Origin of the sequence: Pseudohongiella nitratireducens, from assembly GCF_001642735.1 — a bacterium.
GTDB lineage: Bacteria > Pseudomonadota > Gammaproteobacteria > Pseudomonadales > Pseudohongiellaceae > Pseudohongiella > Pseudohongiella nitratireducens.
In genome coordinates this window covers 104,525-126,423 of sequence record NZ_LWHM01000026.1, presented here as the reverse complement: position 1 = coordinate 126,423, position 21,899 = coordinate 104,525, and the positions used below count along the sequence as shown (strand labels likewise).

Annotated in this window: 17 protein-coding genes and 1 pseudogene; 5 read left to right on the top strand and 13 right to left on the bottom strand. The window is 51.4% G+C overall.

The genetic code is table 11. The features are described 5' to 3' along the window. Positions 1–3 precede the first annotated feature (3 nt). On the top strand, positions 4–534 hold the full coding sequence (locus PSCS_RS09490; protein WP_068811867.1) for a DUF934 domain-containing protein: 531 nt from the start codon (positions 4–6) through the stop codon (positions 532–534). A 6-nt stretch (positions 535–540) separates the two neighbouring features. Here PSCS_RS09490 and PSCS_RS09485 read toward each other — a convergent pair whose 3' ends face one another. From PSCS_RS09485 to PSCS_RS09460, 6 genes are all read right to left on the bottom strand, one after another. After that, on the bottom strand, positions 541–1,566 hold the full coding sequence (locus PSCS_RS09485) for a YhdH/YhfP family quinone oxidoreductase (protein WP_068811866.1): 1,026 nt from the start codon (positions 1,564–1,566) through the stop codon (positions 541–543). A gap of 51 nt (positions 1,567–1,617) precedes the next feature. Beyond that, positions 1,618–2,670 (bottom strand): protease SohB, encoded by a 1,053-nt coding sequence (gene sohB, locus PSCS_RS09480; RefSeq protein WP_068811865.1) that lies wholly within the window; start codon positions 2,668–2,670, stop codon positions 1,618–1,620. After that, entirely contained in the window at positions 2,671–3,522 is an 852-nt protein-coding gene (gene nudC / locus PSCS_RS09475; protein WP_068811864.1) for an NAD(+) diphosphatase, read from the bottom strand. Continuing rightward, positions 3,491–4,225 (bottom strand): DNA polymerase III subunit epsilon, encoded by a 735-nt coding sequence (gene dnaQ / locus PSCS_RS09470; RefSeq protein WP_068811863.1) that lies wholly within the window; start codon positions 4,223–4,225, stop codon positions 3,491–3,493. Before dnaQ ends, nudC begins: the two co-directional genes overlap by 32 nt. 95 nt (positions 4,226–4,320) lie before the next feature. Beyond that, a complete protein-coding gene (gene rnhA / locus PSCS_RS09465) occupies positions 4,321–4,764 on the bottom strand; it encodes a ribonuclease HI (RefSeq protein ID WP_068811862.1) in 444 nt (147 codons plus the stop codon). Between the two features lie 39 nt (positions 4,765–4,803). After that, the gene (locus PSCS_RS09460; RefSeq protein ID WP_068811861.1) at positions 4,804–5,643 is read right to left on the bottom strand and encodes a class I SAM-dependent methyltransferase; all 840 of its coding nucleotides are present in this window, start codon (positions 5,641–5,643) and stop codon (positions 4,804–4,806) included. 102 nt (positions 5,644–5,745) lie between these two features. Here PSCS_RS09460 and gloB point away from each other — a divergent pair, with 102 nt between their 5' ends. Both gloB and PSCS_RS09450 read left to right on the top strand, forming a co-directional pair. Further along, the gene (gene gloB, locus PSCS_RS09455; protein WP_068811860.1) at positions 5,746–6,534 is read left to right on the top strand and encodes a hydroxyacylglutathione hydrolase; all 789 of its coding nucleotides are present in this window, start codon (positions 5,746–5,748) and stop codon (positions 6,532–6,534) included. A 44-nt stretch (positions 6,535–6,578) separates the two neighbouring features. After that, positions 6,579–8,177, top strand: coding sequence for a LysM peptidoglycan-binding domain-containing protein (locus PSCS_RS09450; protein ID WP_082866354.1), 1,599 nt, complete (start codon positions 6,579–6,581; stop codon positions 8,175–8,177). 401 nt (positions 8,178–8,578) lie between these two features. Here the strand turns inward: PSCS_RS09450 and PSCS_RS09445 are convergent, their stop codons facing one another. Beyond that, the gene (locus PSCS_RS09445; protein WP_068811859.1) at positions 8,579–9,427 is read right to left on the bottom strand and encodes a universal stress protein; all 849 of its coding nucleotides are present in this window, start codon (positions 9,425–9,427) and stop codon (positions 8,579–8,581) included. Between the two features lie 342 nt (positions 9,428–9,769). Here PSCS_RS09445 and nhaB point away from each other — a divergent pair, with 342 nt between their 5' ends. After that, entirely contained in the window at positions 9,770–11,275 is a 1,506-nt protein-coding gene (gene nhaB, locus PSCS_RS09435) for a sodium/proton antiporter NhaB (protein ID WP_068811857.1), read from the top strand. A 247-nt stretch (positions 11,276–11,522) separates the two neighbouring features. Next, positions 11,523–12,758, top strand: coding sequence for a Na+/H+ antiporter NhaA (gene nhaA, locus PSCS_RS09430; RefSeq protein ID WP_068811856.1), 1,236 nt, complete (start codon positions 11,523–11,525; stop codon positions 12,756–12,758). A gap of 97 nt (positions 12,759–12,855) precedes the next feature. Here the strand turns inward: nhaA and PSCS_RS09425 are convergent, their stop codons facing one another. The 6 genes and pseudogenes from PSCS_RS09425 to tig form a co-directional block, all read right to left on the bottom strand. Next, positions 12,856–14,721, bottom strand: coding sequence for a SurA N-terminal domain-containing protein (locus tag PSCS_RS09425; protein WP_068811855.1), 1,866 nt, complete (start codon positions 14,719–14,721; stop codon positions 12,856–12,858). A gap of 163 nt (positions 14,722–14,884) precedes the next feature. After that, positions 14,885–15,160: an HU family DNA-binding protein gene (locus PSCS_RS09420; RefSeq protein ID WP_068811854.1), complete on the bottom strand. Its 276-nt coding sequence runs from the start codon at positions 15,158–15,160 to the stop codon at positions 14,885–14,887. Between the two features lie 246 nt (positions 15,161–15,406). Then, on the bottom strand, positions 15,407–17,872 hold the full coding sequence (gene lon / locus PSCS_RS09415; protein ID WP_068811853.1) for an endopeptidase La: 2,466 nt from the start codon (positions 17,870–17,872) through the stop codon (positions 15,407–15,409). 238 nt (positions 17,873–18,110) lie between these two features. After that, the gene (gene clpX, locus PSCS_RS09410) at positions 18,111–19,394 is read right to left on the bottom strand and encodes an ATP-dependent Clp protease ATP-binding subunit ClpX (RefSeq protein WP_068811852.1); all 1,284 of its coding nucleotides are present in this window, start codon (positions 19,392–19,394) and stop codon (positions 18,111–18,113) included. 91 nt (positions 19,395–19,485) lie between these two features. Next, positions 19,486–20,109 carry an ATP-dependent Clp endopeptidase proteolytic subunit ClpP gene (gene clpP / locus PSCS_RS09405; protein WP_068811851.1) on the bottom strand — a complete coding sequence of 208 codons (624 nt, stop codon included), beginning with the start codon at positions 20,107–20,109 and terminating at the stop codon, positions 19,486–19,488. A 229-nt stretch (positions 20,110–20,338) separates the two neighbouring features. After that, positions 20,339–21,640: pseudogene (gene tig, locus PSCS_RS09400) on the bottom strand (trigger factor); the annotation flags it as partial. Between the last annotated feature and the right edge of the window lie 259 nt (positions 21,641–21,899).

Genomic DNA, 21,899 nt, shown 5'->3' with positions numbered 1-21,899 from the left:
TCTATGTCGACCTATCAATTGCCCAAGCAACTGATCGCCAATTGCGAATTAGCCGATAATGACTGGCTGTGGCTTGGTGAAGACGCTGAAGCTGCGGACCTGCAAGCAATCGACGGCGCACAGCACGTCATCGCCCCTGTCGCTCTCTGGCTGTCCGCTCAGGATCAGGTAGCAGCACGCCAGGGGCATTGCATCCCCTGGCTGGGTTCAGCCGATCTGGCGGCTCAGTTGGCGGAAAGTGTGGCAGATATCAATACCATTCCAATGATCGCCCTGTTCTTCCCGGTTTTCAGCGACGGCCGCAACTACAGCAACGCACGAGAACTGAGAACAACACTGGGATTCGATGGTGACATACTGGCTGCTGGTGATGTGCTGCGCGACCAGGTGTTTTACATGCATCGCTGCGGCATTAATGTTTTCGCCATGCGTGAGGACCAGGATCTGGACGACGCCCTGAAAGCCTTTGCTGACTTCCAGGACGGTTACCAGGTCAGCGTGGACAAACCTGTTCCGCTGTTCCGTCGACGCTAATACCGATCAACCCTGGGACCAGTCCAGTACGTAACGGCCCAGGGTTTCACCTTGCTGTATTTTCTGCAGGATATCCGGGATATCCGCTGGACTGATGGTTTGGGTCAGTGCCGACAACCCGGACAATGTCCATTCGTTTGCCAGTTTGTCCCAGAGGGCCTGTTTGCCTGCCAGGGGAACATTGACTGAGTCCACACCAAGCAGATTCACGCCGCGTAAAATAAACGGAAACACCGTCGCCTGAGACATGGCAGGCCCTGCGACCAGTCCACAACAGGCTACGCTGCCGCCGTATTTTAACGACTTGACTACCTGAAATAGCGTATCCCCGCCCACGCAGTCGACAGCACCGGCCCAGACTTCTTTCAACATGGGCTTTTTCAGGCCTTCTCCGAGATGCTGACGAGATACGATTTCACTGGCTCCCAGCGCCGTCAGCATTGATTTTGCTGATTCGCTGCCGGACATGGCGTGCACCTCGAACCCCAGATCCGCCAACAGGTTTACCGCCACACTCCCCACACCACCACTGGCACCAGTCACTAGCACCGGCCCGTCTGAGGGCTGCAAACCGTTATGTAACAGTTTCTCGATGCACCAGGCGGCCGTTAGTCCCGCCGTCCCGATCGCCATGCTCTGCAGCGCTGTCAGTGATGCCGGTTTTCGTACCACCCAACTGGCAGGTACCTGGATAATCTCACCAAAACCGCCTGCCGTATTCATGCCCAGGTCATAACCGGTGACAATCACTTCATCACCCGCTTTAAATGTCCCGCTGCTATCGCTTAACACCTTGCCAACCGCATCAATGCCTGGCGTATGAGGGAAAACACGCGTGACGCCGGGATTGCCCTGCGCAGACAGCGCATCTTTGTAATTCACCGAGCTGTGAGAGACATCAATAAGCACTTCACCATCGGGTAAATCGCTTAATTGCCGGGTTTCGAAATTCAGCTGATAACGTTTCTTTTCGCTGGCCGTGTCGGTCTCTTCACTGACGACCCAGGCCTTAAAGTGCTCAGTTGACGACATTGTTTCCCCCAGGAGCCTCTGATGTGTTTTCGCAGCTTTTTGCGTATCGCTTTATGTGATATGTCGGTTCGACAGGCGCTGCCACCAGGTCATGACTGACTTGTCCAGCACTCGCTGCAATACACCACCGATTTTTTCGCCCAGCGGCTGCTTGATTTCATAGACCACTTCGTAAACATCAGAGGTTTCACAAGCCTGGACAATATAGTCATCACTGGTCATTACCTGGTCGACCAATTGACGCTCGTAGGCCTGAACGCCCACCCAGGTTTCACCCGTAGCGACTTTCTCTATGTCGACAACCGGCCGGTGACGCTTCACCCAGTCCTTGAACAGCTCATGCATTTCCTGAATGTCCTGCTGAACCTTGTCACGCCCTTTTTCGGTAATTTCAGTAAAGGGCGTCAGAGTGCGCTTATACTCACCTGCCGTGATCATCTCAAAGTCGACGTCATTTTTCTTCAGCAGACGGTGGATATTGGGCATCTGCATCAGTACACCGATTGAGCCCAGCACAGCAAAGGGCGCCGCCAATATTTTCTCGGCCACACAGGCCATCATGTAACCACCACTGGCAGCAACTTTATCCACACAAACCACCAGGGGAATCTGTTTTTGCCGCACGCGCAATAACTGTGAGGCGGCCAGCCCGTAGCCGTGCACCATGCCACCCGGGCTCTCCAGGCGAACCACGACTTCGTCGGACTTGTCAGCCATGGTCAGTACAGTGGTGATTTCTTCACGCAGTGACTCAACACCATTGGCAGCCATGTCACCATCGAAATTAAGTACATAAACACGACGACGGCGGTCTTCTGATGCTTTCTCACCCGCACCCTGCCGTTTCTTTTCTTTGTCCTTATCGCGCTTTTTTTCCTGCTTCAGCAGCTTTTTAAACAGAGGTTTATCGAGTAACTCTCGCTGCAGTTCTCGCTTTTGCGAATCCAGTTCCTTATTCAGATTGATAACGGAAATACTGCCCCTGTGCTGTTGTCGCCGGGTACTCTTGCTGGCTGCTACCAAGAGATTAAGAATAACGATAACCACCAGCACTACGGTGATGGACTTGGCCAGGAACAATCCGTACTCACTTAGAAATTCCAATCAACTGTCTCCTTTTTCTTGACGTTCTTGTTTATTCAATTGGGATTGACGATACCCTGCAATCAGTCTTCCAGCAATACTGATCTCAGGATTAGGCACAAAAGGCAGATCATCGATATCGAACCAGACGGCATCTTCAATTTCGTCCTGATCAGCATCAATTTCACCACTTTCGTAGTCAGCATAAAAACCAAACATCAACTGCGACGGGAATGGCCAGGGCTGGCTGCCCAGGTAACGCAGGTTACCGATCTTGATACCCACCTCTTCCATGACCTCTCGATGCACGGCATCTTCAGCACTTTCACCGGCTTCGATAAAACCGGCCAGGCAACTATAGAAAGCCTTGCCGTGACGGTGATGGCTGGCCAACAGTACTTCCCTGCCGCGGGTTATCAGAACAATAATGCAAGGGTTAATGCGTGGATAAACGTGGTGTTGACAGCTTGAGCAGCTTAGCACCAACTGTTCTGTGGCAGGCTGCATCGGGGCAGCACAACGCCCGCAATAACGATGGTCATTGAACCACTGTGCGACCTGTCCGGCACGTCCAAGCGGCGCAAAACTGTCGAAGCTGCCCGTCATCAGGATATCGCGCATCGGCATGGGTTCCATATGGCCGGGCAGCTCTGCACCTTCCTCTAGCAACGTGATTTCACAGCCGGGCTGTTTTACTGACAAAGCCGGTAACTGAAGTCGGGTCAGGCTCTGGAAGCGTTCCAGCTCTTTTGTGGCATGCCCGGACAGCCATTGCGCTGGCTCTGAGCCAGTAACAATGCATTCTCGTCCGCGAAACAGGTATTGAATGACAGACACGGTGTTATCGTGCGGGGGAGTCAGTTGCGGTGTCATTAAACCAGACACATTGACCACTGTCTTTCTGGATTCTGGCCAGCAACCTCTCATGTGCTGACAGCTCTTCAGCGCTGGCCGGAGGCACCGTGAGATTCATCCCGGCCCGGTCAATCCTGGTTCCCACATGTGCCTTCTCGTCCCTGGGACCGGACTCATTGCCGTCAGCCAGTACCAGATTGGTCTGGCCACCGGTAAGCAGCAGGTAAACGTCAGCCAGGATTTCCGCATCCAGCAACGCACCGTGTAAATCTCGCTGGGAATTATCAACACCATAGCGTTTGCACAAAGCGTCCAGACTACTGCGTTGACCGGGGTGCTTTTTCCGGGCGATGGCCAGGGTGTCAGTAATTTTGCAGTAATCAGCCATGCGGCCATAACTGCTGCCCATCCGGTCGAGTTCAGCATCAAGGAAGGCAACGTCAAAGGCGGCGTTGTGAATCAACAGCTCAGAGCCTTCCACAAATGCCAGAAATTCATCAACAATCTGAGGAAACAACGGCTTATCAGCCAAATAAGCATCAGTGATACCGTGCACTTCCAGTGCACCCTCTTCCACTTCCCGTTCCGGATTGATGTATTGGTGGTAATGTCGTCCGGTCAGCCGGCGGCGATCCAGCTCTACGCAGCCAATCTCGATGATGCGGTTGCCCTGTGCGACATCGAGACCGGTGGTCTCGGTGTCCAGTACTACCTGTCTCATGCGTTTTCCTTTCCCTTTTCAAGAGCTCAAGAAGCTCTGATGTTCCGTGTTTTATTATGCACTATTTGAAATAGCAGATTCAGCAGTTGCCTGCTTCACAGCCTCAGTTCGTCAATGCCCAGATTGGCCAGTTCATCAGCTTTTTCATTACCCGGGTCACCACTGTGCCCTTTCACCCATTGCCACTCTATATCATGCTGGGCAACCAGAGCGTCAAGCTCCTGCCAAAGCGCTACATTCAGCACCGGTTTCTTCGCGGCTGTTTTCCAGCCTCTTTTTTTCCAGTTGGCAATCCACTCATTAATACCATTTAGCACGTATTTTGAGTCGCTGAAGATACGAACCTGGCAACCTGGGCGGTTGAGTGATTCAAGTGCTTTTATAACAGCTGTCAATTCCATCCGGTTGTTGGTGGTATTGGCCTCACCACCATGGAGTGTTTTTTCCTTACCCTTGTAACGGAGCAAAACACCCCATCCACCTGGCCCCGGGTTTCCCCGACAGGCCCCGTCGGTATAAATCTCTACAACGTCGCTCAATATCGTTTCCTGTTTCTTGTATGCCTGTCAGACAGTTATTTAATGACGGCGCGGGGGCAATTCAATCACATCCGCAGAATGCCGACGCCCCGGCTCTTCCACCCGGGAGGCAACCCGACCGGTATCAGCCAGCGGCCGACCCATAACGCCAGCTGTTAATGGCTTACTCCAGTGTGGCTTGGCCGGAATCAGCGGCACCCGCTGTTTAATCGCGGTCATCATATAGAATCCGCCCGTGGGGTTACCCCAGCGCCCCAGCCAACGCTCAATATCCGGAGCATAAGCCAGCAAACCGGTATGTTTAAACGGCGGTAAGTAACCACCATGTTCAAGCCGCTCAACTTGAAAATCCAGCAGGCTCAACCAGTCATCCAGACGTGACTTGGCAATAAAGCGGGCATTCCAGGGCGGTTGACGGCGCAAACGCAGAACTTTCGACAACCCCCAAAGGCTGAGCGGGTTAAAACCCATTATGATCATTCTCCCGCCAGGTCGTAATACCCGGCTTGCCTCGCGCACCAGGCGGTGACTGTCAGCTGTAAAATCCAGGGCATGATGAAGGAGAACGGCATCCATACTGTCACTGGCCAGAGGCAGGGACTCGATATCCGCGACTGTGTGCTTGACGTCACTTCGCCAGGCAGGCGCAAATGTAAAACAATGCCCTGCGACTCCGTCACCCAGCATATTGACGCCCGGGCTGTAACTGAGCTGCAGCACATGATAGCCAAAAATACTATCCAGCACCGGTTCAAGCAAGCGACGCTGCGAATCCAGGATGGCCTCACCCAGGGGCGAATTAAGCCAATCTGTTAACTGCGACTCCAGTGAATTGAGATCCAGAGATCGTACTGCTGTACTGGCTGAATAGTTCCACATAAGGATGGCCTCCTGGACCGATTCTATCACTGCCGGACTCACCGACCAATGTTGTTTCTGTTAACATCGTAACAATGTACTGGATGTACCAGGAGATAACGTATGAGCAACGCAATCCATCCCATTCCCGCATTTACAGACAATTATATCTGGGCTATCCGATGCGGTAACCAGTGTCTGGTCGTTGACCCGGGTGACGCAACGCCAGTGCTCTCGTACCTTGAGCAGACGCAGGTAAAACTGGCCGGAATACTGATTACACACCACCATGCAGATCATACCGGCGGGTTGAACACATTGCTGAACACGTTCCCTGGCTGTCCAGTCTATGGTCCGCAAGGCAATCATATAAAAGGTATTACGATCGCACTGGGCGATGGGGATCAGCTTGAACCTTTACCTGGCCTGACCTTTAAAGTGCTGACCGTACCGGGTCATACGCTGGATCATATCGCTTTCTTTGCCAGTGAAGGGCTAAACGGCCCCCCCCTGCTGTTTTGTGGGGACACCCTTTTTGCTGGCGGTTGTGGCCGGATCTTTGAGGGTGACCCCGGCATGATGTACACTTCGCTCTCCCGATTGACTGAGCTGCCCGATCAGACACAGGTTTACTGTGCACATGAGTACACAATGGCTAATCTGGGTTTTGCTGCCAAAGCTGATCCGGATAACAGCGCGCTGTTTACCAGAATCAAAACCGAGCAGAGCAAGCGAGAGAAGAACGAACCGACATTACCGTCCACAATCGGAATAGAATTGCGAACCAATCCGTTCTTGCGTTGTCACAATACAGAAGTGGCAACTCAGGTTGCCCAACACTGGAACAAGGACGTTGCCTCCTCTGCGACAGAAATCTTCGCTGATCTGCGACGATGGAAAGATAACGCCTGATGATGCAGTGTCCGTGATATCCGAGACGAGATCAGAAGTACACAATGACAGATAAAAAAAATCGCCTGCGGCGTCGTGCACTACCTGTTATGATTGCCACGCTGTTTCTGCATGCCTGTACAACACTTGAGCAGCAGCCAGCAGAAACTGGGCAGACCGCCACGACAAGCAGTGAAAGTACCGGCAATCGAATCAGACGCCAGCGCACCGAGTCGCTGAGCCGACCGGCCCAAACTCCCACCGAACCAACGATAGAACTCAGTGACGAAGAAATCGCTTTCCAGCAAAGTGTCTGGTACCGCATCAGTGAAGGCCTGACCTTCTATCATCAGTATTACAACGATCAGATCCAGGATGAAATCGACTGGTTCGAAGGCCACCCGCAACTGATGGAACAGGTCAGTGAGCGCGCAGCTCCTTTCATCTATGAAATCGTCAATGAAATTGAAAAGCGCGGCCTGCCGATGGAACTGGCACTATTGCCCGTCATCGAAAGTGCATATCGCCCTGAAGCCAAATCCCATGTCAATGCTGCCGGTTTATGGCAATTCATGGGTGCAACAGCACGAGGCCTGGGACTGAAACGTGACTGGTGGTATGACGGCCGTCATGACCCCATCGCTTCAACCAGTGCCGCACTGGATTATCTGGAAGCGTTACACCAGCAGTTCAATGAAGACTGGTTACTGGCCCTGGCGGCCTATAATGCTGGCCAGGGCACCATTTCCAGGGCCATCCGTCGCAATGAGAACCAGGGTAAAGCCACTGATTTCTGGTCACTGCGCATTCCTGGTGAAACCCAACAGCACGTCCCTCGTCTGCTGGCGCTGTCTTACCTGATGGCTGACCCGCTGGGCAATGAGATCAAAATAGCCATGACGCCGGATGAGCCAGCCATTGCCCGCGTCGATGCCGGCGGACAAATTGACCTGACCTTGGCAGCCGAACTTGCTGGCATTGACACAGACACGCTATATGCCCTGAATCCGGGATATTTGCAGTGGGCGACCAGCCCTTTGGGACCGCACTGGATCAACCTGCCAGTTGATCAGGCAGACCTGTTTGAATCCGCACTGGCTGAACTGGGCGACCAGCGTACAACCTGGGAACGTTATACTATTCAGCCGGGCGATACGCTGGGCAATATCGCTCAACAATTCCGTACCCAGGTCTCAGTTCTGCAACAAACCAACAATCTCAACGGCAGCATGATCCGAGCTGGCGACACCTTGTTAATTCCACGGGCTTATCGGGCGGGTGACCCGATGCCAACAGCGTTAGCTGGCATGACGGAGCAACAACAGGATCGTCGCTACACTGTTCAGTCGGGCGACACGCTTTGGCGTATATCCCGTCAGTTCCGGGTGAGTGTTGATGATTTGATGAGCTGGAACCAGCTGCAAAGTGACGACGTGATTCGGCCCGGCCAGCAAATCCTGATTCGTTCACAGGTACTGACTGCCACCATCAGTGGCGAGCCGGAATCCAGCACCTTGCAATACCGTGTTCGCCCTGGTGACTCTTTGAGTCGCATTGCCAGCGAACACAATGTGTCTGTCAGGGAGCTGGTTCTTTGGAACAGCATCAGCGAACGCAGCACGATTTATCCGGGGCAGGAGCTGCAGATTCAGCGTAATCATTAAACGCTTGTGGCGGTCAGGTCATCATAGAACTGTTGACAGACGACCACAGCACATTGCCTGTCGGGGAGTGGTCAGGGCATCACCCCACATGCCACAGCCGACCACTGCCTAACGCCCTTCACCCGGCAGCCGAAAACTCGCCTGACGGCTCAAACAGTTCGGCTGCGTTTTCGGGTGAAGGGCGCTAGGCAAAGCGTGGTCTGACTGGCTGTGGCATGTGGGGTGATGCCCTTCCCTTGTGCTGTGTTCGGCTTTTGAAGGGGTGGCTGTGTTTTCGGTAGCCGTTGGACCGTGTTTTGTTTGCACTAAAAAAGCGCCAGGTGTTTAGACGCTGGCGCTTTTTTCGTTTTTCGGTGCAAAGCCAGAGTGGATTAGCTGGCTCTGATTGATGACTAAGGGTGTTAGACGTGGAGCAGTACGACCGGGAAGTCGGTCTTGGTTAACAGGTGTTGAGTGACTCCGCCGAACAGAAGCTGGCGGGTTCTGCCACGGGAATAGGCCCCGCATAGCATAATATCGGCTTTCTCAGCTTTGGCTGTTGAAACCAGCAATTCAGCTGTCTTCTTGCCCGTAATTCGTTTCAGGCGTGATTTAACCCCGTATGCTTTCAGAAAATCCATCATTTCCTTGGCCGAAGGTCCTTCTTGATGATCTTTTCCTTCGGAGATAAAGACAACATCATCGGCTTCCTGCAACACTGGCACCATAGCGCGAGTTAAGAGGCATTCCGCCCGACCATTGTTCCAGGCAATAGCAATACGCTTCATCTTCGGTTTGATTTTCTTCTGCGGCAGCACCATCACTGGCGTTGCCGTATGCAGCAGCGCAGACATCATGATGATTGCCGCTTTGTTATTGCCTTTTGCCTTGGGGCGGGACACAACCAGCATGTCATTCACCGGTCCGATCAGCGGGATCAGCTTTTCCGGTGAACCGGATTTATCTTTGAAAATAGCATGAGGAGAGTTCGCAGTACCATGCTTGCTGGAGACCTTGTATTCATAGCTTTCCGCCATCGACTCAAACAGTTTGCGAGCTGATTCCGCCGCCGCCTTGGCTTCCACTTCCGTAATGTCAGGCCATGCATCGGGTTGAAGGTTTTGTAGATCCAGAGCTTTGGTTACACGGCGGTTAGGAACAATATGATAACCGTTGATATCGGCGTTAAGCGTTTGGGCCAGGCTGAACGCAACATCCAGGGCAATGACACATTCCGGGCGATCAGCAACAGGAATTCCTATAGAACGCATGGTTTTTCCTTGATTTTATGTTGTAAGTAAATTGTTTCTATCCACAGATATACAGTAGTAATCCATGTATCAATCCTAACGTGGTTTTCAACAATAGTGAATATCCATCTTAGCGAACACCTGAAGCATTCCACTGAATCATTGACATGGCGCAACAGGATGCTTATCTGGAGCACAAAGAACGATGAATCGTTTGAATTTGCCGACCAACTGTATTCAAACACCTCGATCTTGGCTACAATCGGGCCTTCGCTATAAGCGGAATGGCTCCAGAAGCTGGCAAAATGGCTGGCGGAGTCAGTAACCATCCGTGTGTATAACTGATAAATAAAAAGAGTCGTCATGAGCAAATCCTTGGGCGCAGCCGCGCTATCTAACTTCCTGGGTAATTCACCCTCCTGGTATAAGCAGACGATTATCGCCTTCCTTGTACTGAATCCAATCCTCCTGATGATAGCCGGTCCTTTCGTAACGGGCTGGGTATTGATCCTGGAATTCATTTTCACACTGGCAATGGCATTGAAATGCTACCCGCTGCAACCCGGTGGTCTGCTGGCCATCGAGGCCATCGCACTAGGCATGTCATCGACTGAGTCAGTCCTTCATGAGGTTGAAGCCAACCTCGAAGTGATCCTGCTGCTGATGTTCATGGTAGCCGGTATCTATTTCATGAAAAACCTGCTGCTGTTTGTCTTCACCAAAGTACTGGTACGGGTAAAGTCCAAGCTGGTGCTGTCATTACTGTTCTGCTCACTTGCAGCAGTCCTGTCAGCCTTCCTTGATGCGCTGACCGTAACAGCGGTTCTGATTGGTGTGGCCGTTGGTTTTTACTCGGTGTATCACAAGGTCGTTTCAGGCAAACCAACTGACTCTGACCATGACAGCAGTGATGACAACAGCATCTCTGATGCCAGCAACCGTGAAAACCTCGAACAATTCCGCGCCTTTCTGCGCAGCCTGATGATGCACAGTGTTGTCGGTACAGCACTGGGTGGCGTCATGACTACGGTTGGTGAACCGCAAAACCTGCTGATTGCCGGGATCATGGAATGGGAGTTCATTGAGTTCTTCCAGAACATGTCGCACGTTACAATCCCAACATTTTTCACAGGCCTGGCGACACTGATCATCGTGGAGAAGTTCAAGATCCTTGGTCACGGTGCCGAAATGCCTGAAGCTGTCCGCGACATTCTGGTCAAGTTCGATCAGGAGAGCTCAGAGAAACGTTCACGCAGAGAAGTCGCTTCTTTAGTCGTGCAGGCTATTGTAGCAATCTTCCTGGTAATCGCGCTTGCTCTGCATCTGGCAGCGCCTGGGTTGATTGGCCTGGCGATTATCGTGCTGCAGACAGCACTCAACGGCATTACAGAAGAACATCAACTGGGCCATGCATTCGAAGAGGCTCTGCCGTTCACTGCGCTGCTGGTAACTTTCTTCGCGATTGTCGCCGTGATCCATGAACAGCACCTGTTCAATCCTGTAATCGAATGGGTATTTACCTTTGAAGAGTCTGTACAGCCAGCTATTTTCTTCCTGGCTAACGGCCTGCTCTCTGCCATCTCTGACAACGTCTTTGTGGCAACGGTTTATATTGGCTCGGTCCAGGAACAGTTCATTAATGGTGCCTTTGATCGTGAGCATTTCGACCACCTGGCAGTCGCTATCAATACGGGTACTAACCTGCCTTCAGTGGCTACACCTAACGGCCAGGCGGCCTTCCTGTTCCTGCTGACTTCAGCCCTGGCACCACTCATCAGGCTGTCTTATGGACGCATGGTGATGCTGGCACTGCCTTACACCATAACGCTAACGATTGTTGGCTTCCTGTGTGTTTACCTGAGCGTTTGATGCCGTAACCAGGACGACAACAGGACAGGCAGTTTGTTTATTGCCTGACATCACAAAAAAGCGAACGTTAGCATTAGCGTTCGCTTTTTTTTATGCCATCATCATGTGTTGAATGATAGCCTGTCTGGGGTGTAATCCATTGTTACTGTGATTGACGTATTACTCAGGATGTCTGCAAGCAATCTGCCTGCAAGATTATGGATTAATGACCGTTATCGCATCAGGTCAAACGAAGAAGGAGATATGAATGAGCAATTCACCTGTCCAGGAAACGATTGATGATGTGTTCATTCACGGCATAAAACGTTTCTTCCGATTTGAAGCAACTGGCGGAGTTCTACTGATACTGGCTACCTTACTGGCCATGATTGTCGTTAATTCCCCGTTACAGCCATATTATGACGCACTGCTTGGCACTACACTGGAAATCCGTATTGGAGAATTCGAGCTGAGCAAAGCCATCCTGCTGTGGATCAATGATGGTTTGATGGCATTGTTTTTCTTTCATGTTGGCCTGGAATTAAAACGTGAAATGCTCAGCGGAGAGTTGTCAGACCCCAAAGCGATAATTCTGCCAGTGTGCGCTGCGATAGGCGGCATGGTCGTACCTGCCCTGGTCTACAGCGCCATTAACTGGGGTGATGCAGAAGCCATGAAAGGATGGGCGATCCCGGCTGCAACTGACATCGCTTTTGCGCTGGGTATTCTTGCCCTGCTTGGTAATCGGGTACCGGCATCCTTGAAAGTTTTTCTGATGACGCTTGCCATCATTGATGACCTGGGGGCAATCATCATTATTGCGGTTTTTTATACCTCCGACTTATCCCCTCTTTCGCTATGGTTTGCCGCTGCCACGTTGCTTCTGCTGTATGTACTTAACCGACGCGGCGTGACAGCAATACCAGCTTATGTGCTGCTAGGCATTGTACTATGGGTGTCAGTCTTGAAGTCAGGCGTTCACGCCACCCTGGCTGGCGTCCTGGTAGCCATGTTCATCCCCTACCGCACAGAGCCTGGCCAATCCAATACACAACTGGAGAGGCTGGAGCATGACCTTCATCCCGCAGTTGCCTTTGCGATCCTGCCATTGTTCGCCTTTGCCAATACGGGTATTTCATTCGATAGCGTTAGTTTCGCCTCGTTTATCCACCCCGTGCCAGCGGGAATCGCCATGGCATTATTTTTTGGCAAACAGATTGGTATTGTCGGCAGCTGCTGGCTAGCCATCCAGTTTGGCCGGGCACAATTACCGGAGAACTGTCGCTGGATTCATATTGTTGGCGTAGCCGGATTATGCGGCATTGGCTATACGATGAGTCTGTTCATCAGCTCGCTAGCTTTCCAGCAAGGTGGCAGTACGATTGGTGTCGATGACCGGCTTGGTATTCTCACCGGCTCTTTACTATCAGGTCTTGTGGGTTACCTGATACTAAGAATGGCCAGCAACAAAGAAGAAAACAGTGATGAGCAGGCAGAAACTTAACGCTCTGCAACGCTAGCACTAAAAAAGGCGCCACCTGAATCCAGATGGCGCCTTTTTATTGTTTGATTGCTTCAGGCTTACGGTTAGCGACCTGATACTATCGTGAAATATCACCGTCTTGCTGCAGTTGAGCCAGCAATGCATCAAAAACATCACGACCACGGCTTTCCAGCAACATGCCTTCCAGTTGCTCCTGCTGTTCTTCAGACAGGTCTGACAAACTGCCCGGATGAACGGCAGCCAGTTCAATGATGCTATAGGAACCATTATTCAGACTAAAGCCCTCGCGGTTAACGTCACCGCCTTCTGCTTCAGTCATGGAGAACGCATTCTCGGCAATCTCTGTATTCATATCAAACTGGTTGCGCTGCACATTGAGGCGATCTTCCCACTCAGCCCCTTCCGCCGCGATGCGATCACTGACATCTTCACCCGCTTCCAGAGCTGCCAGAATTTCCTGGCCAATCTCCCGCGTGCGCTCTCTCTCCAGTTCAGTGCGCAATGATACGGCAATCTCATTGCGGACTTCGTCAAATGGTTGCACCTGTTCTGGCTGGTACTCATTTAAATGCACTACAACAGCCTGGGTATCACTGAGTTCGATAGAATCACTGTTCAGATCCTGATTCAGCACCTCATCAGAAAAGGCTGCATCAATAACATTCTGGTTTGAGGTCACAACTGAGCTGCCACCGTTGCGCCCAAATGTTTCACTGACCTGCACTTCCATGCCCAGTTCATCACTGATGCTTTGCAGATCAAATGTTTCAAATGCCAGATTGGCCAGGGTCTCCAGTCTTGAAAAATACACGTTATCCACTTCGGCTTGCTTGAGGTCACGCTCAATACGTTCTGCCGCAGACTCAAACGTCGGTACATCAGCCGCGTCCAGTTCCGTTAACTTAATCAGGTGAACACCGAATTCACTGACCACAGGATCTGACACCTGCCCTACTTCCATCGATGTCAGAGCCGACTCAACTGCGTCGGGGAACACGGTGCCATCGGTATAACCAATATCACCGCCGGCTTCGCCTGACGCGGTATCTACTGAAACTTCGGCAGCCAGATCTTCAAAAGCCTCACCGGCATCAATTCTGTCTTTTACTTGCTGCGCCGCAGCGACTGCAGCATCTTCACCTTCTGACACATCAAACAGTATGTGAGAAACGCGTTTCTCAATGTCGGCTTCTGCCTCACCCACTTCCTCTTCATACTGAGCGCGGATTTGCGCTTCATCAATTTCGATTTCCTCGAAAATGGCATCCTTGTCCAGCAACACATAATTGACTGTCACTTGCTCAGGAACAGTAAACATGGCCTGGTTTTCATCGTAATAGGCGCGCAGGTCTTCTTCACTGATTTCTTCGCCGACGGTACGTGTACCCAGAGGAATGGTGAGATAACGGAAATCACGTGTCTGCGTTTGCAGCGCCGCTATGCGCTCAAGATCAGACTCGGTTACAAAGTCGCTGGCAGCATAGGCATTAGCCAGTTGACCAAGCACCATACGATCCGCCAGTGCTTCACGGTAGCCTTGCGGAGTAAATCCCTGCGACGCCATGGTTCGGCGAGCGAGGTCATTATCAAACTGGCCATTAATCTGGAATTGTGGGTTACGGATAATTTCCCGGTCGATGGAATCGGCAGAGATCACCATTCCGGAATCCTGGGCAGCCTGCATCAGCAGTTTGTCTTCGATCAGCTGGTTTAAAGCCACTTCACGAATCAATTCTTCGTCAATGGAACCCAGGTCGGATCCGATGGATGCCATGACATTCTGAATGCCTACTGACAATTCCTGTTCAGTGATTTCTTCGCCGTTGACACTGGCGACTTCATTACCTTGCAGGAAACCGCCGACAATCGATTCGGCGCCAAACAGGGCAAATACACCGATAATGAAACCGATGATGACTTTGGCAATAACTCCTTGTGAGTTATCTCTGATGGTTTGCAGCATAACACGACCTGGATAGATGGACTTGGAGCTGGATTATAAACTGAAAGGGCGCATCAATGGATGCGCCCTCACCGGCTATTGCATTGCCTGATTGCTTTTTACCGCGTGCTTACCTTCCGGGTAGCATCGCCGTATTGAATCCGGCACTGCAATGTGAACTCAATCAGGAATTCACGGCGTCTTTCAGTGCTTTACCTGGCTTGAAGTTTGGCACTTTAGCCGCGGCGATCTGAATGGCAGCACCGGTTTGCGGATTACGACCTGTGCGTGCAGCGCGCTCTTTAACACCGAATGTACCAAAGCCAACCAGAACTACTGGTTCACTTTTCTGCAAAGACTCAGTTACAGAGTCAATCACGGCGTCAACGGCACGAGCAGCGGCTGCTTTAGGCAGGTCCGCACTTGCTGCAACAGCTTCGATCAGTTCTGATTTATTCACGTTATCCCCTTGTTATTGTTTACCTGTTAATGACTTTTCCTGCGAAAGGGCTCAGGTATGGTTTGCTTCCTACCATACATCGTCCGATCACCTGCAGCCTGTAAAGTGTAATACTCGTTTTTGTTCCCGCATCGACTTAGGCTGCTATCCGATCGGAATCCACGTTTGATGCGGCCTCAGAACCGCATTCAACCGCCACTTTATACCAAGTGCCTGAAAGAGGTGTCAATACAAATGACGCCGCTTTCAGTGCGTACTGACGGTATTCTCATCACTATTGCTGTCACGTTCATTCAAAACCGGGTCATTTCCGGTTTTGGGAACCGGCATCTGCTCCAGAGCCAGTTCCAGCACTTCATCAATCCATTTAACCGGATGGATATCCAGTTCCGCCTTGATGTTGTCGGGTATCTCTTTCAAATCCCGCTCGTTTTCCGCTGGAATGATCACGGTTTTGATGTTGCCCCGGTGTGCAGCAAGCAGTTTTTCCTTCAACCCACCAATACGCAACACCTGGCCTCGCAACGTGATCTCGCCTGTCATGGCAACATCCGCACGAACCGGAATACCCGTCAGCACTGACACCATAGCGGTACACATGCCAACACCCGCACTGGGGCCATCTTTTGGTGTTGCCCCTTCAGGAACGTGAATATGCAGATCGACCTTCTCTTGAAAGTCCGGATCAATCCCCAGCAACGCTGAACGGCTTCTGACGACCGTCAGAGCAGCCTGGATGGATTCCTGCATCACATCACCGAGAGAGCCGGTTTTAACGATCTTGCCCTTGCCAGGCATTGATACGCCTTCAATCGTCAGCAGTTCACCGCCAACTTGAGTCCAGGCCAGGCCGTTAACCTGCCCTACCCGGTTATCTTCCTCTGCCTGACCGTAGTCAAACTTGCGGACACCGGAATATTCCTCAAGCAAATCTGGGGTCAGCGTCACAGAAATGACTGCTGCGGCTTTCTTGCCTTTTGCCTTGCCGGATGATTTCTCACTTTCCGCATCCTCTTCCAGCGCGGCCTTTTTCACCACTTTACGGCAAAGTTTGGCGATTTCACGCTCCAGACCTCGTACACCGGCCTCCCGGGTATAGTAGCGAATCAGATCGCGAATGGTCTCTTCCGGCACGGTCAGCTCATCTTTCTTAAGGCCATTCGCTTTCAACTGTTTGGGCAACAGATAGCGCGTAGCAATACTGATTTTCTCGGCTTCGGTATAGCCAGGCAACCGTATGATTTCCATACGATCCAGCAGCGGTCCCGGAATATTCATGGTATTGGAGGTACAGACAAACATCACTTCCGAGAGATCGAAATCGACTTCCAGGTAATGATCGTTAAATGCTTTATTCTGTTCAGGGTCCAGGACTTCCAGCAATGCGGAGGCTGGATCACCCCGATGGTCCATGCCCATCTTGTCGATTTCGTCCAGCAGGAACAGCGGGTTGCGCACACCGACTTTGGACAGCTTCTGCAACAGTTTGCCAGGCAGTGAGCCAATATAGGTACGACGGTGACCACGAATCTCTGCTTCGTCACGAACACCACCCAGGGCCATGCGCACGTATTTACGGTTGGTTGAGCGGGCAATGGACTCGCCCAGCGAGGTCTTGCCCACGCCGGGAGGCCCAACCAGGCAGAGTATGGGGCCTTTCAGCTTGCGCACACGCTTTTGCACGGCCAGGTACTCAAGGATGCGCTCTTTGACCTCTTCAAGGCCAAAATGGTCAGCATTGAGAATGTCTTCGGCCTTACTCAGGTCCAGGCTGATCTTGCTGCGCTTTTTCCAGGGCACACTGGTCATCCATTCAAGATACGTCCTGACCACCGATGCTTCAGAAGACATGGGTGACATCATTTTGAGTTTGTTCCACTCAGCCACGGCCTTGTCTTTGGCATCTTTAGGCATGCCGGATTTTTCGATTTTGTTCTTGAGCTCTTCAGATTCGTTCGGACCATCTTCCAGCTCACCCATTTCTTTCTGAATAGCCTTCATCTGCTCATTCAGATAGTACTCGCGCTGGCTTTTTTCCATCTGCTTTTTAACACGGCCACGGATGCGCTTTTCAACCTGGAAGAGATCAATTTCCCCTTCAATCAGACCCATCAGGTGCTCGATACGGGGCTGCAGGTTTACCAGTTCCAGCAGATTCTGCTTTTCCTGGAGCTGCAGGGACATGTGAGAAGCGATGGTATCGACCATGCGACCGGGCTCATCAATACCGGAAATGGAGCTCATGACTTCCGGCGGAATCTTACGGCTGAGTTGCACATACTGGTCAAACTGTGACATCAGTGACCGGACCAGCAACTCATCTTTGTTCTCTTCAACCACTTCGGCCTGCAACGGTGAAATCTGGGTCTGAAAATAATCATCTTCCAGTTCTACCGTGCGAATCCGGGCGCGTGTAACGCCCTCAACCAGCACTTTAACAGTACCGTCAGGCAGACGAATCAGTTGCAAAATGGTTGCCACCGTACCGACCGTGAACAGGTCTTTGGCACTGGGATCATCATCGGCAGCATTCTTTTGGGCTACCAGCAGTACCTGCTTGTGACTGTGCATGGCAACTTCCAGCGCTTTGATGGAGCGTGGACGTCCGACAAACAGTGGCTGCACGATTTGTGGATAAACCACTACATCCCGTAACGGCAGTAATGGCAATGTCGTATTCACAGTAGTCGGGTTTTCAGCTTCTTCGCCCATAGTCTATCTCTTTGCTCAGTGATTTCCGTTAACTTTAATGTGCGGCCTGACAGCACTGATTTCAAGTAAAATTATTAAGAGAAGTGATTTCCTCACAGAATATTACGCAACGCGCTACCGATCAGACCATTCACACCGCTGTGAAATGTCTTTTTTGCCAAACGGGAGCGGATATATACAGGAAATGCCAAATTGGCGGCACCTGACATTTCAGGCGCCACCATCGCAGAGAGGAAAATCAGGACTGATCAGCAGCGCAATTTTGCTGGTCGGCTTCGAACATCAGAATAGGTTCAGATTCACCGTTAATCACTGAAGCATCAATCACCACTTTAGTCACGCCTTCCATGGAAGGAATACGATACATGCTATCGAGCAGAACGTTTTCCATGATGGAGCGCAGGCCACGGGCGCCTGTTTTGCGCTCACGCGCCTTGGTGGCCACTGCACGCAGGGCATCATCACGGAACTGGATCTCGACATCTTCCATTTCAAACAGCTTGATGTACTGTTTGACCAGCGAGTTTTTAGGCTCTTTCAGAATACGTACCAGGGCATCCAGATCGAGCTCTTCCAGCGTCGCAATCATTGGCAGACGGCCAACAAACTCCGGTATCAGACCAAACTTGACCAGATCTTCCGGCTCCACATCGCGGAACGCTTCTCCAGCCAGTTTGTCTTCATCTTTGCTGCGGACCTCGGCATTAAAGCCAATGCCGCCACGCTCTGAGCGATCGCGAATAATTTTGTCCAGGCCAGCAAAAGCACCGCCACAAATGAACAGGATGTTTGCCGTGTTGACCTGCAGGAATTCCTGTTGCGGGTGCTTGCGGCCACCCTGGGGGGGAACCGATGCCACCGTGCCTTCAATCAGTTTCAGCAGCGCCTGTTGCACGCCCTCACCCGATACATCACGAGTAATGGACGGATTATCAGACTTTCGGGAAATCTTGTCGATTTCGTCAATGTAGACAATACCAATCTGCGCCTTGTCGACGTCGTAATCACACTTCTGCAACAGCTTCTGAATGATATTTTCGACGTCCTCACCCACATAACCTGCTTCGGTCAGTGTGGTCGCATCAGCGATGGTGAATGGCACATCGAGCAATCTGGCCAGCGTCTCGGCCAGTAACGTTTTACCGGTACCGGTCGGACCAATCATCAGGATGTTGCTTTTACCGAGCTCGACCTCACCTTTCTTGCTCTCATAACCAAGGCGCTTGTAGTGGTTATAAACAGCCACTGACAAGACTTTCTTGGCCTGTTCCTGGCCAATGACATATTCATCCAAGGTATCTTTGATTTCCTGGGGAGACGGCAGTTTTCGGTCTTCGCCCGAGGATTCCTGCTCCTGGATTTCCTCGCGGATAATGTCGTTGCAAAGATCAACACATTCATCGCAAACAAACACTGAAGGGCCGGCGATCAGTTTCCTGACTTCGTGCTGGCTCTTGCCGCAAAACGAGCAATACAGCAGTTTGTCGTTATCGTCACCCTTATTGTAGCGATCATCAGACATGCATATACCTTCTATCTAACTGGCACCAGTTCGTGGGCTGGCTCTAGCGTGTGCTACTTAATTCTACCTATCGGCAGCAAGTTTGATTAACTTAGACTGCCCTTGATGATAGTACTTTGTCAATTAGACCGTAGCTCTGAGCTTCTTCTGCACTCATGAAACGATCACGCTCTGTATCTTCAGCAATCTCATCGAATGTACGACCGGTATGTTCAGCCATTATTTCATTCAACTGCTGACGAAGCTTCAGAATTTCTTTTGCCTGAATCTCAATGTCAGCTGCCTGCCCCTGTGCACCACCGCTTGGCTGGTGGATCATCATGCGGGAATTCGGCAAGGCAAAGCGCTTGCCCTTGGCTCCACCGGTCAGCAGAAACGCGCCCATGCTCGCCGCCTGGCCAATACACATGGTACTGACATCCGGTTTGATAAACTGCATGGTATCGTAAATAGACAGGCCAGCCGTGACTGAACCACCTGGTGAATTGATATACAGATGGATGTCCTTGTCGGGGTTTTCAGACTCCAGGAACAACAATTGGGCAACGATCAGATTGGCCATGTGGTCTTCGACCGGACCAACCAGAAAGATCACCCGTTCCTTCAGCAGTCTTGAGTAAATGTCATAAGCACGCTCACCGCGCGCATTCTGCTCTACTACCATCGGCACCAGATTGGCTTCTACCAATTGGCCCTTGCGCTCATCGTATGACATATCTGCCCCTGGCTTGACGCTTCCTGTCTTCAACAGCTCTCTAAATGAAAATCAGGGTGCGGATCACAGTTGAGCACCTGGCGCGGCGCCAACACACGAATCAACGCACCCTGAGGCGATTTTCTTACTTCTTGTCAGCATCCGCATTTTTTGCGGGAGCTTTCTTAGCAGCCGGTTTCTTGGCTGCTGGCTTCTTCTTAGTCTTGGACTTCTTGCTGTCAGTGTCTTCCTGCTTCGGCTGCGTCAACTCTTCGTAGCTGACCTTTTTCTCTTTTACAGCAGCCTCTTCCAGTACTTCGTCGAAGACCTGATCTTCCAGCACAGCAGACTCAATCGTTTCGAGTTGCTCTTTGTTGCCATAATACCAGTTAACGACTTCATCCGGTGTTTCGTATGTCTGGGCGATATCTTCAATCGTCTCACGAACACGTTCCGGATCAGCCTTCATGCTTTTCTGCTTGATCACTTCGCCCAGGATCAGGCCAAGCTTGACACGCTTGTCGGCCTGTTCACGGAACAGATCGTCAGGCAACATGCTCGGATCCAGGTTCTTGGCTCCAGCACCAAACTGTTGCAATGCCTGCTGACGCAGCACATTGATTTCAGCACCGATCAACGCTTCAGGCACATCGATATCATGTGTTTCCAGCAACTGGTCCATCAACTCTGTCTTCAGGCGGTTGCGGCTGGCTTTCTTCAGCTCGCGCTCCATATTCGCCTTCACTTCCTTGCGGAAATCCTCTTCACCACCTTCAGTCACACCAAAGGCCGCAAAGAACTCGTCGTTGAGCTCAGGCAATTTCGGTGCCGATACTGAGTTTACGGTGACATCGAAGACAACTGGCTTACCCGCCACGTCTTTGTTGTGGTATTCCTCAGGGAACTCAAGCTCCAGCTTCACTTCCGAACCCGTTTTCGCTTTCACCAAACCTTTTTCAAAGCCGGGAATCATACGATCCGAACCCAGTACCAGGTTGGTTCCTTTGGCGCTGCCGCCGTCAAACTCTTCTCCGTCGATAGTGCCGACAAAGTCGATGTTCAGCATGTCACCATTGCGTGCCATGCGCTTGACTTCTTCCCACTCCTGACGCTGCTCCTGCAGATTCGTGATCATCTTGTCGATGTCTTCATCTGTCACTTCAGCAACCAGCTTCTCAGCTTTGATCTTGCTGAAATCGGACAGTTCAACTGTCGGGTAGACTTCGAACGTCGCTACGAACTCCAGGTTCTTGCCTTCTTCAAGTGTTTTAGGCTCGATCTTGGGCTGACCGGCCGGTTTCACTTGCTCTTCGGAAAGTGCCTGGTAATAGCTGCGGCTCATGATTTCGCCAACAACTTCCTGACGAACGCCTGCACCAAAGCGGTTGCGAATCACCTTCATCGGTACTTTGCCCTTGCGGAAACCGTTGATTCGCACAGTTTTGGCTGCTTCGTTCAGACGAGCATTCACTGCGTTCTCTACTTCTGCGGCCGGGACCTCTACGGTCATTCGGCGCTCTAATCCTGTGGTGGTTTCAATCGAAACTTGCATGAAAAATCCTCGCAAACCGGATGCGTCCCACCGCACACGGTCAGTATCAACGGTTACTTACTAGCTAATTAATCTAATTTCCACTCTACTTTCAACAGGTTAAGCAGAAATCAGAGTTTTAAGAAGAGCGCGATTGTCCCATATCAACGCCCGTTGTTCAATAAATAATGGTGACAGACGATACAGCATCCTACAGGCAACCAGGTTGAACTGAGTACTTTGCATGACAGTCAGTGGATATTTTCACCTGATCCTGTGG

What these genes read in the sequence shown, in the direction of transcription:
- nhaA (WP_068811856.1), top strand. Translation starts at nt 11,523, where the DNA reads ATGAGCAATTCACCTGTCCAGGAAACGATTGATGATGTGTTCATTCAC.
- dnaQ (WP_068811863.1), bottom strand. Translation starts at nt 4,225, where the DNA reads ATGAGACAGGTAGTACTGGACACCGAGACCACCGGTCTCGATGTCGCA.
- nudC (WP_068811864.1), bottom strand. Translation starts at nt 3,522, where the DNA reads ATGACACCGCAACTGACTCCCCCGCACGATAACACCGTGTCTGTCATT.
- PSCS_RS09485 (WP_068811866.1), bottom strand. Translation starts at nt 1,566, where the DNA reads ATGTCGTCAACTGAGCACTTTAAGGCCTGGGTCGTCAGTGAAGAGACC.
- PSCS_RS09460 (WP_068811861.1), bottom strand. Translation starts at nt 5,643, where the DNA reads ATGTGGAACTATTCAGCCAGTACAGCAGTACGATCTCTGGATCTCAAT.
- gloB (WP_068811860.1), top strand. Translation starts at nt 5,746, where the DNA reads ATGAGCAACGCAATCCATCCCATTCCCGCATTTACAGACAATTATATC.
- PSCS_RS09445 (WP_068811859.1), bottom strand. Translation starts at nt 9,427, where the DNA reads ATGCGTTCTATAGGAATTCCTGTTGCTGATCGCCCGGAATGTGTCATT.
- lon (WP_068811853.1), bottom strand. Translation starts at nt 17,872, where the DNA reads ATGGGCGAAGAAGCTGAAAACCCGACTACTGTGAATACGACATTGCCA.
- clpP (WP_068811851.1), bottom strand. Translation starts at nt 20,109, where the DNA reads ATGTCATACGATGAGCGCAAGGGCCAATTGGTAGAAGCCAATCTGGTG.
- PSCS_RS09425 (WP_068811855.1), bottom strand. Translation starts at nt 14,721, where the DNA reads ATGCTGCAAACCATCAGAGATAACTCACAAGGAGTTATTGCCAAAGTC.
- clpX (WP_068811852.1), bottom strand. Translation starts at nt 19,394, where the DNA reads ATGTCTGATGATCGCTACAATAAGGGTGACGATAACGACAAACTGCTG.
- PSCS_RS09450 (WP_082866354.1), top strand. Translation starts at nt 6,579, where the DNA reads ATGACAGATAAAAAAAATCGCCTGCGGCGTCGTGCACTACCTGTTATG.
- nhaB (WP_068811857.1), top strand. Translation starts at nt 9,770, where the DNA reads ATGAGCAAATCCTTGGGCGCAGCCGCGCTATCTAACTTCCTGGGTAAT.
- PSCS_RS09490 (WP_068811867.1), top strand. Translation starts at nt 4, where the DNA reads ATGTCGACCTATCAATTGCCCAAGCAACTGATCGCCAATTGCGAATTA.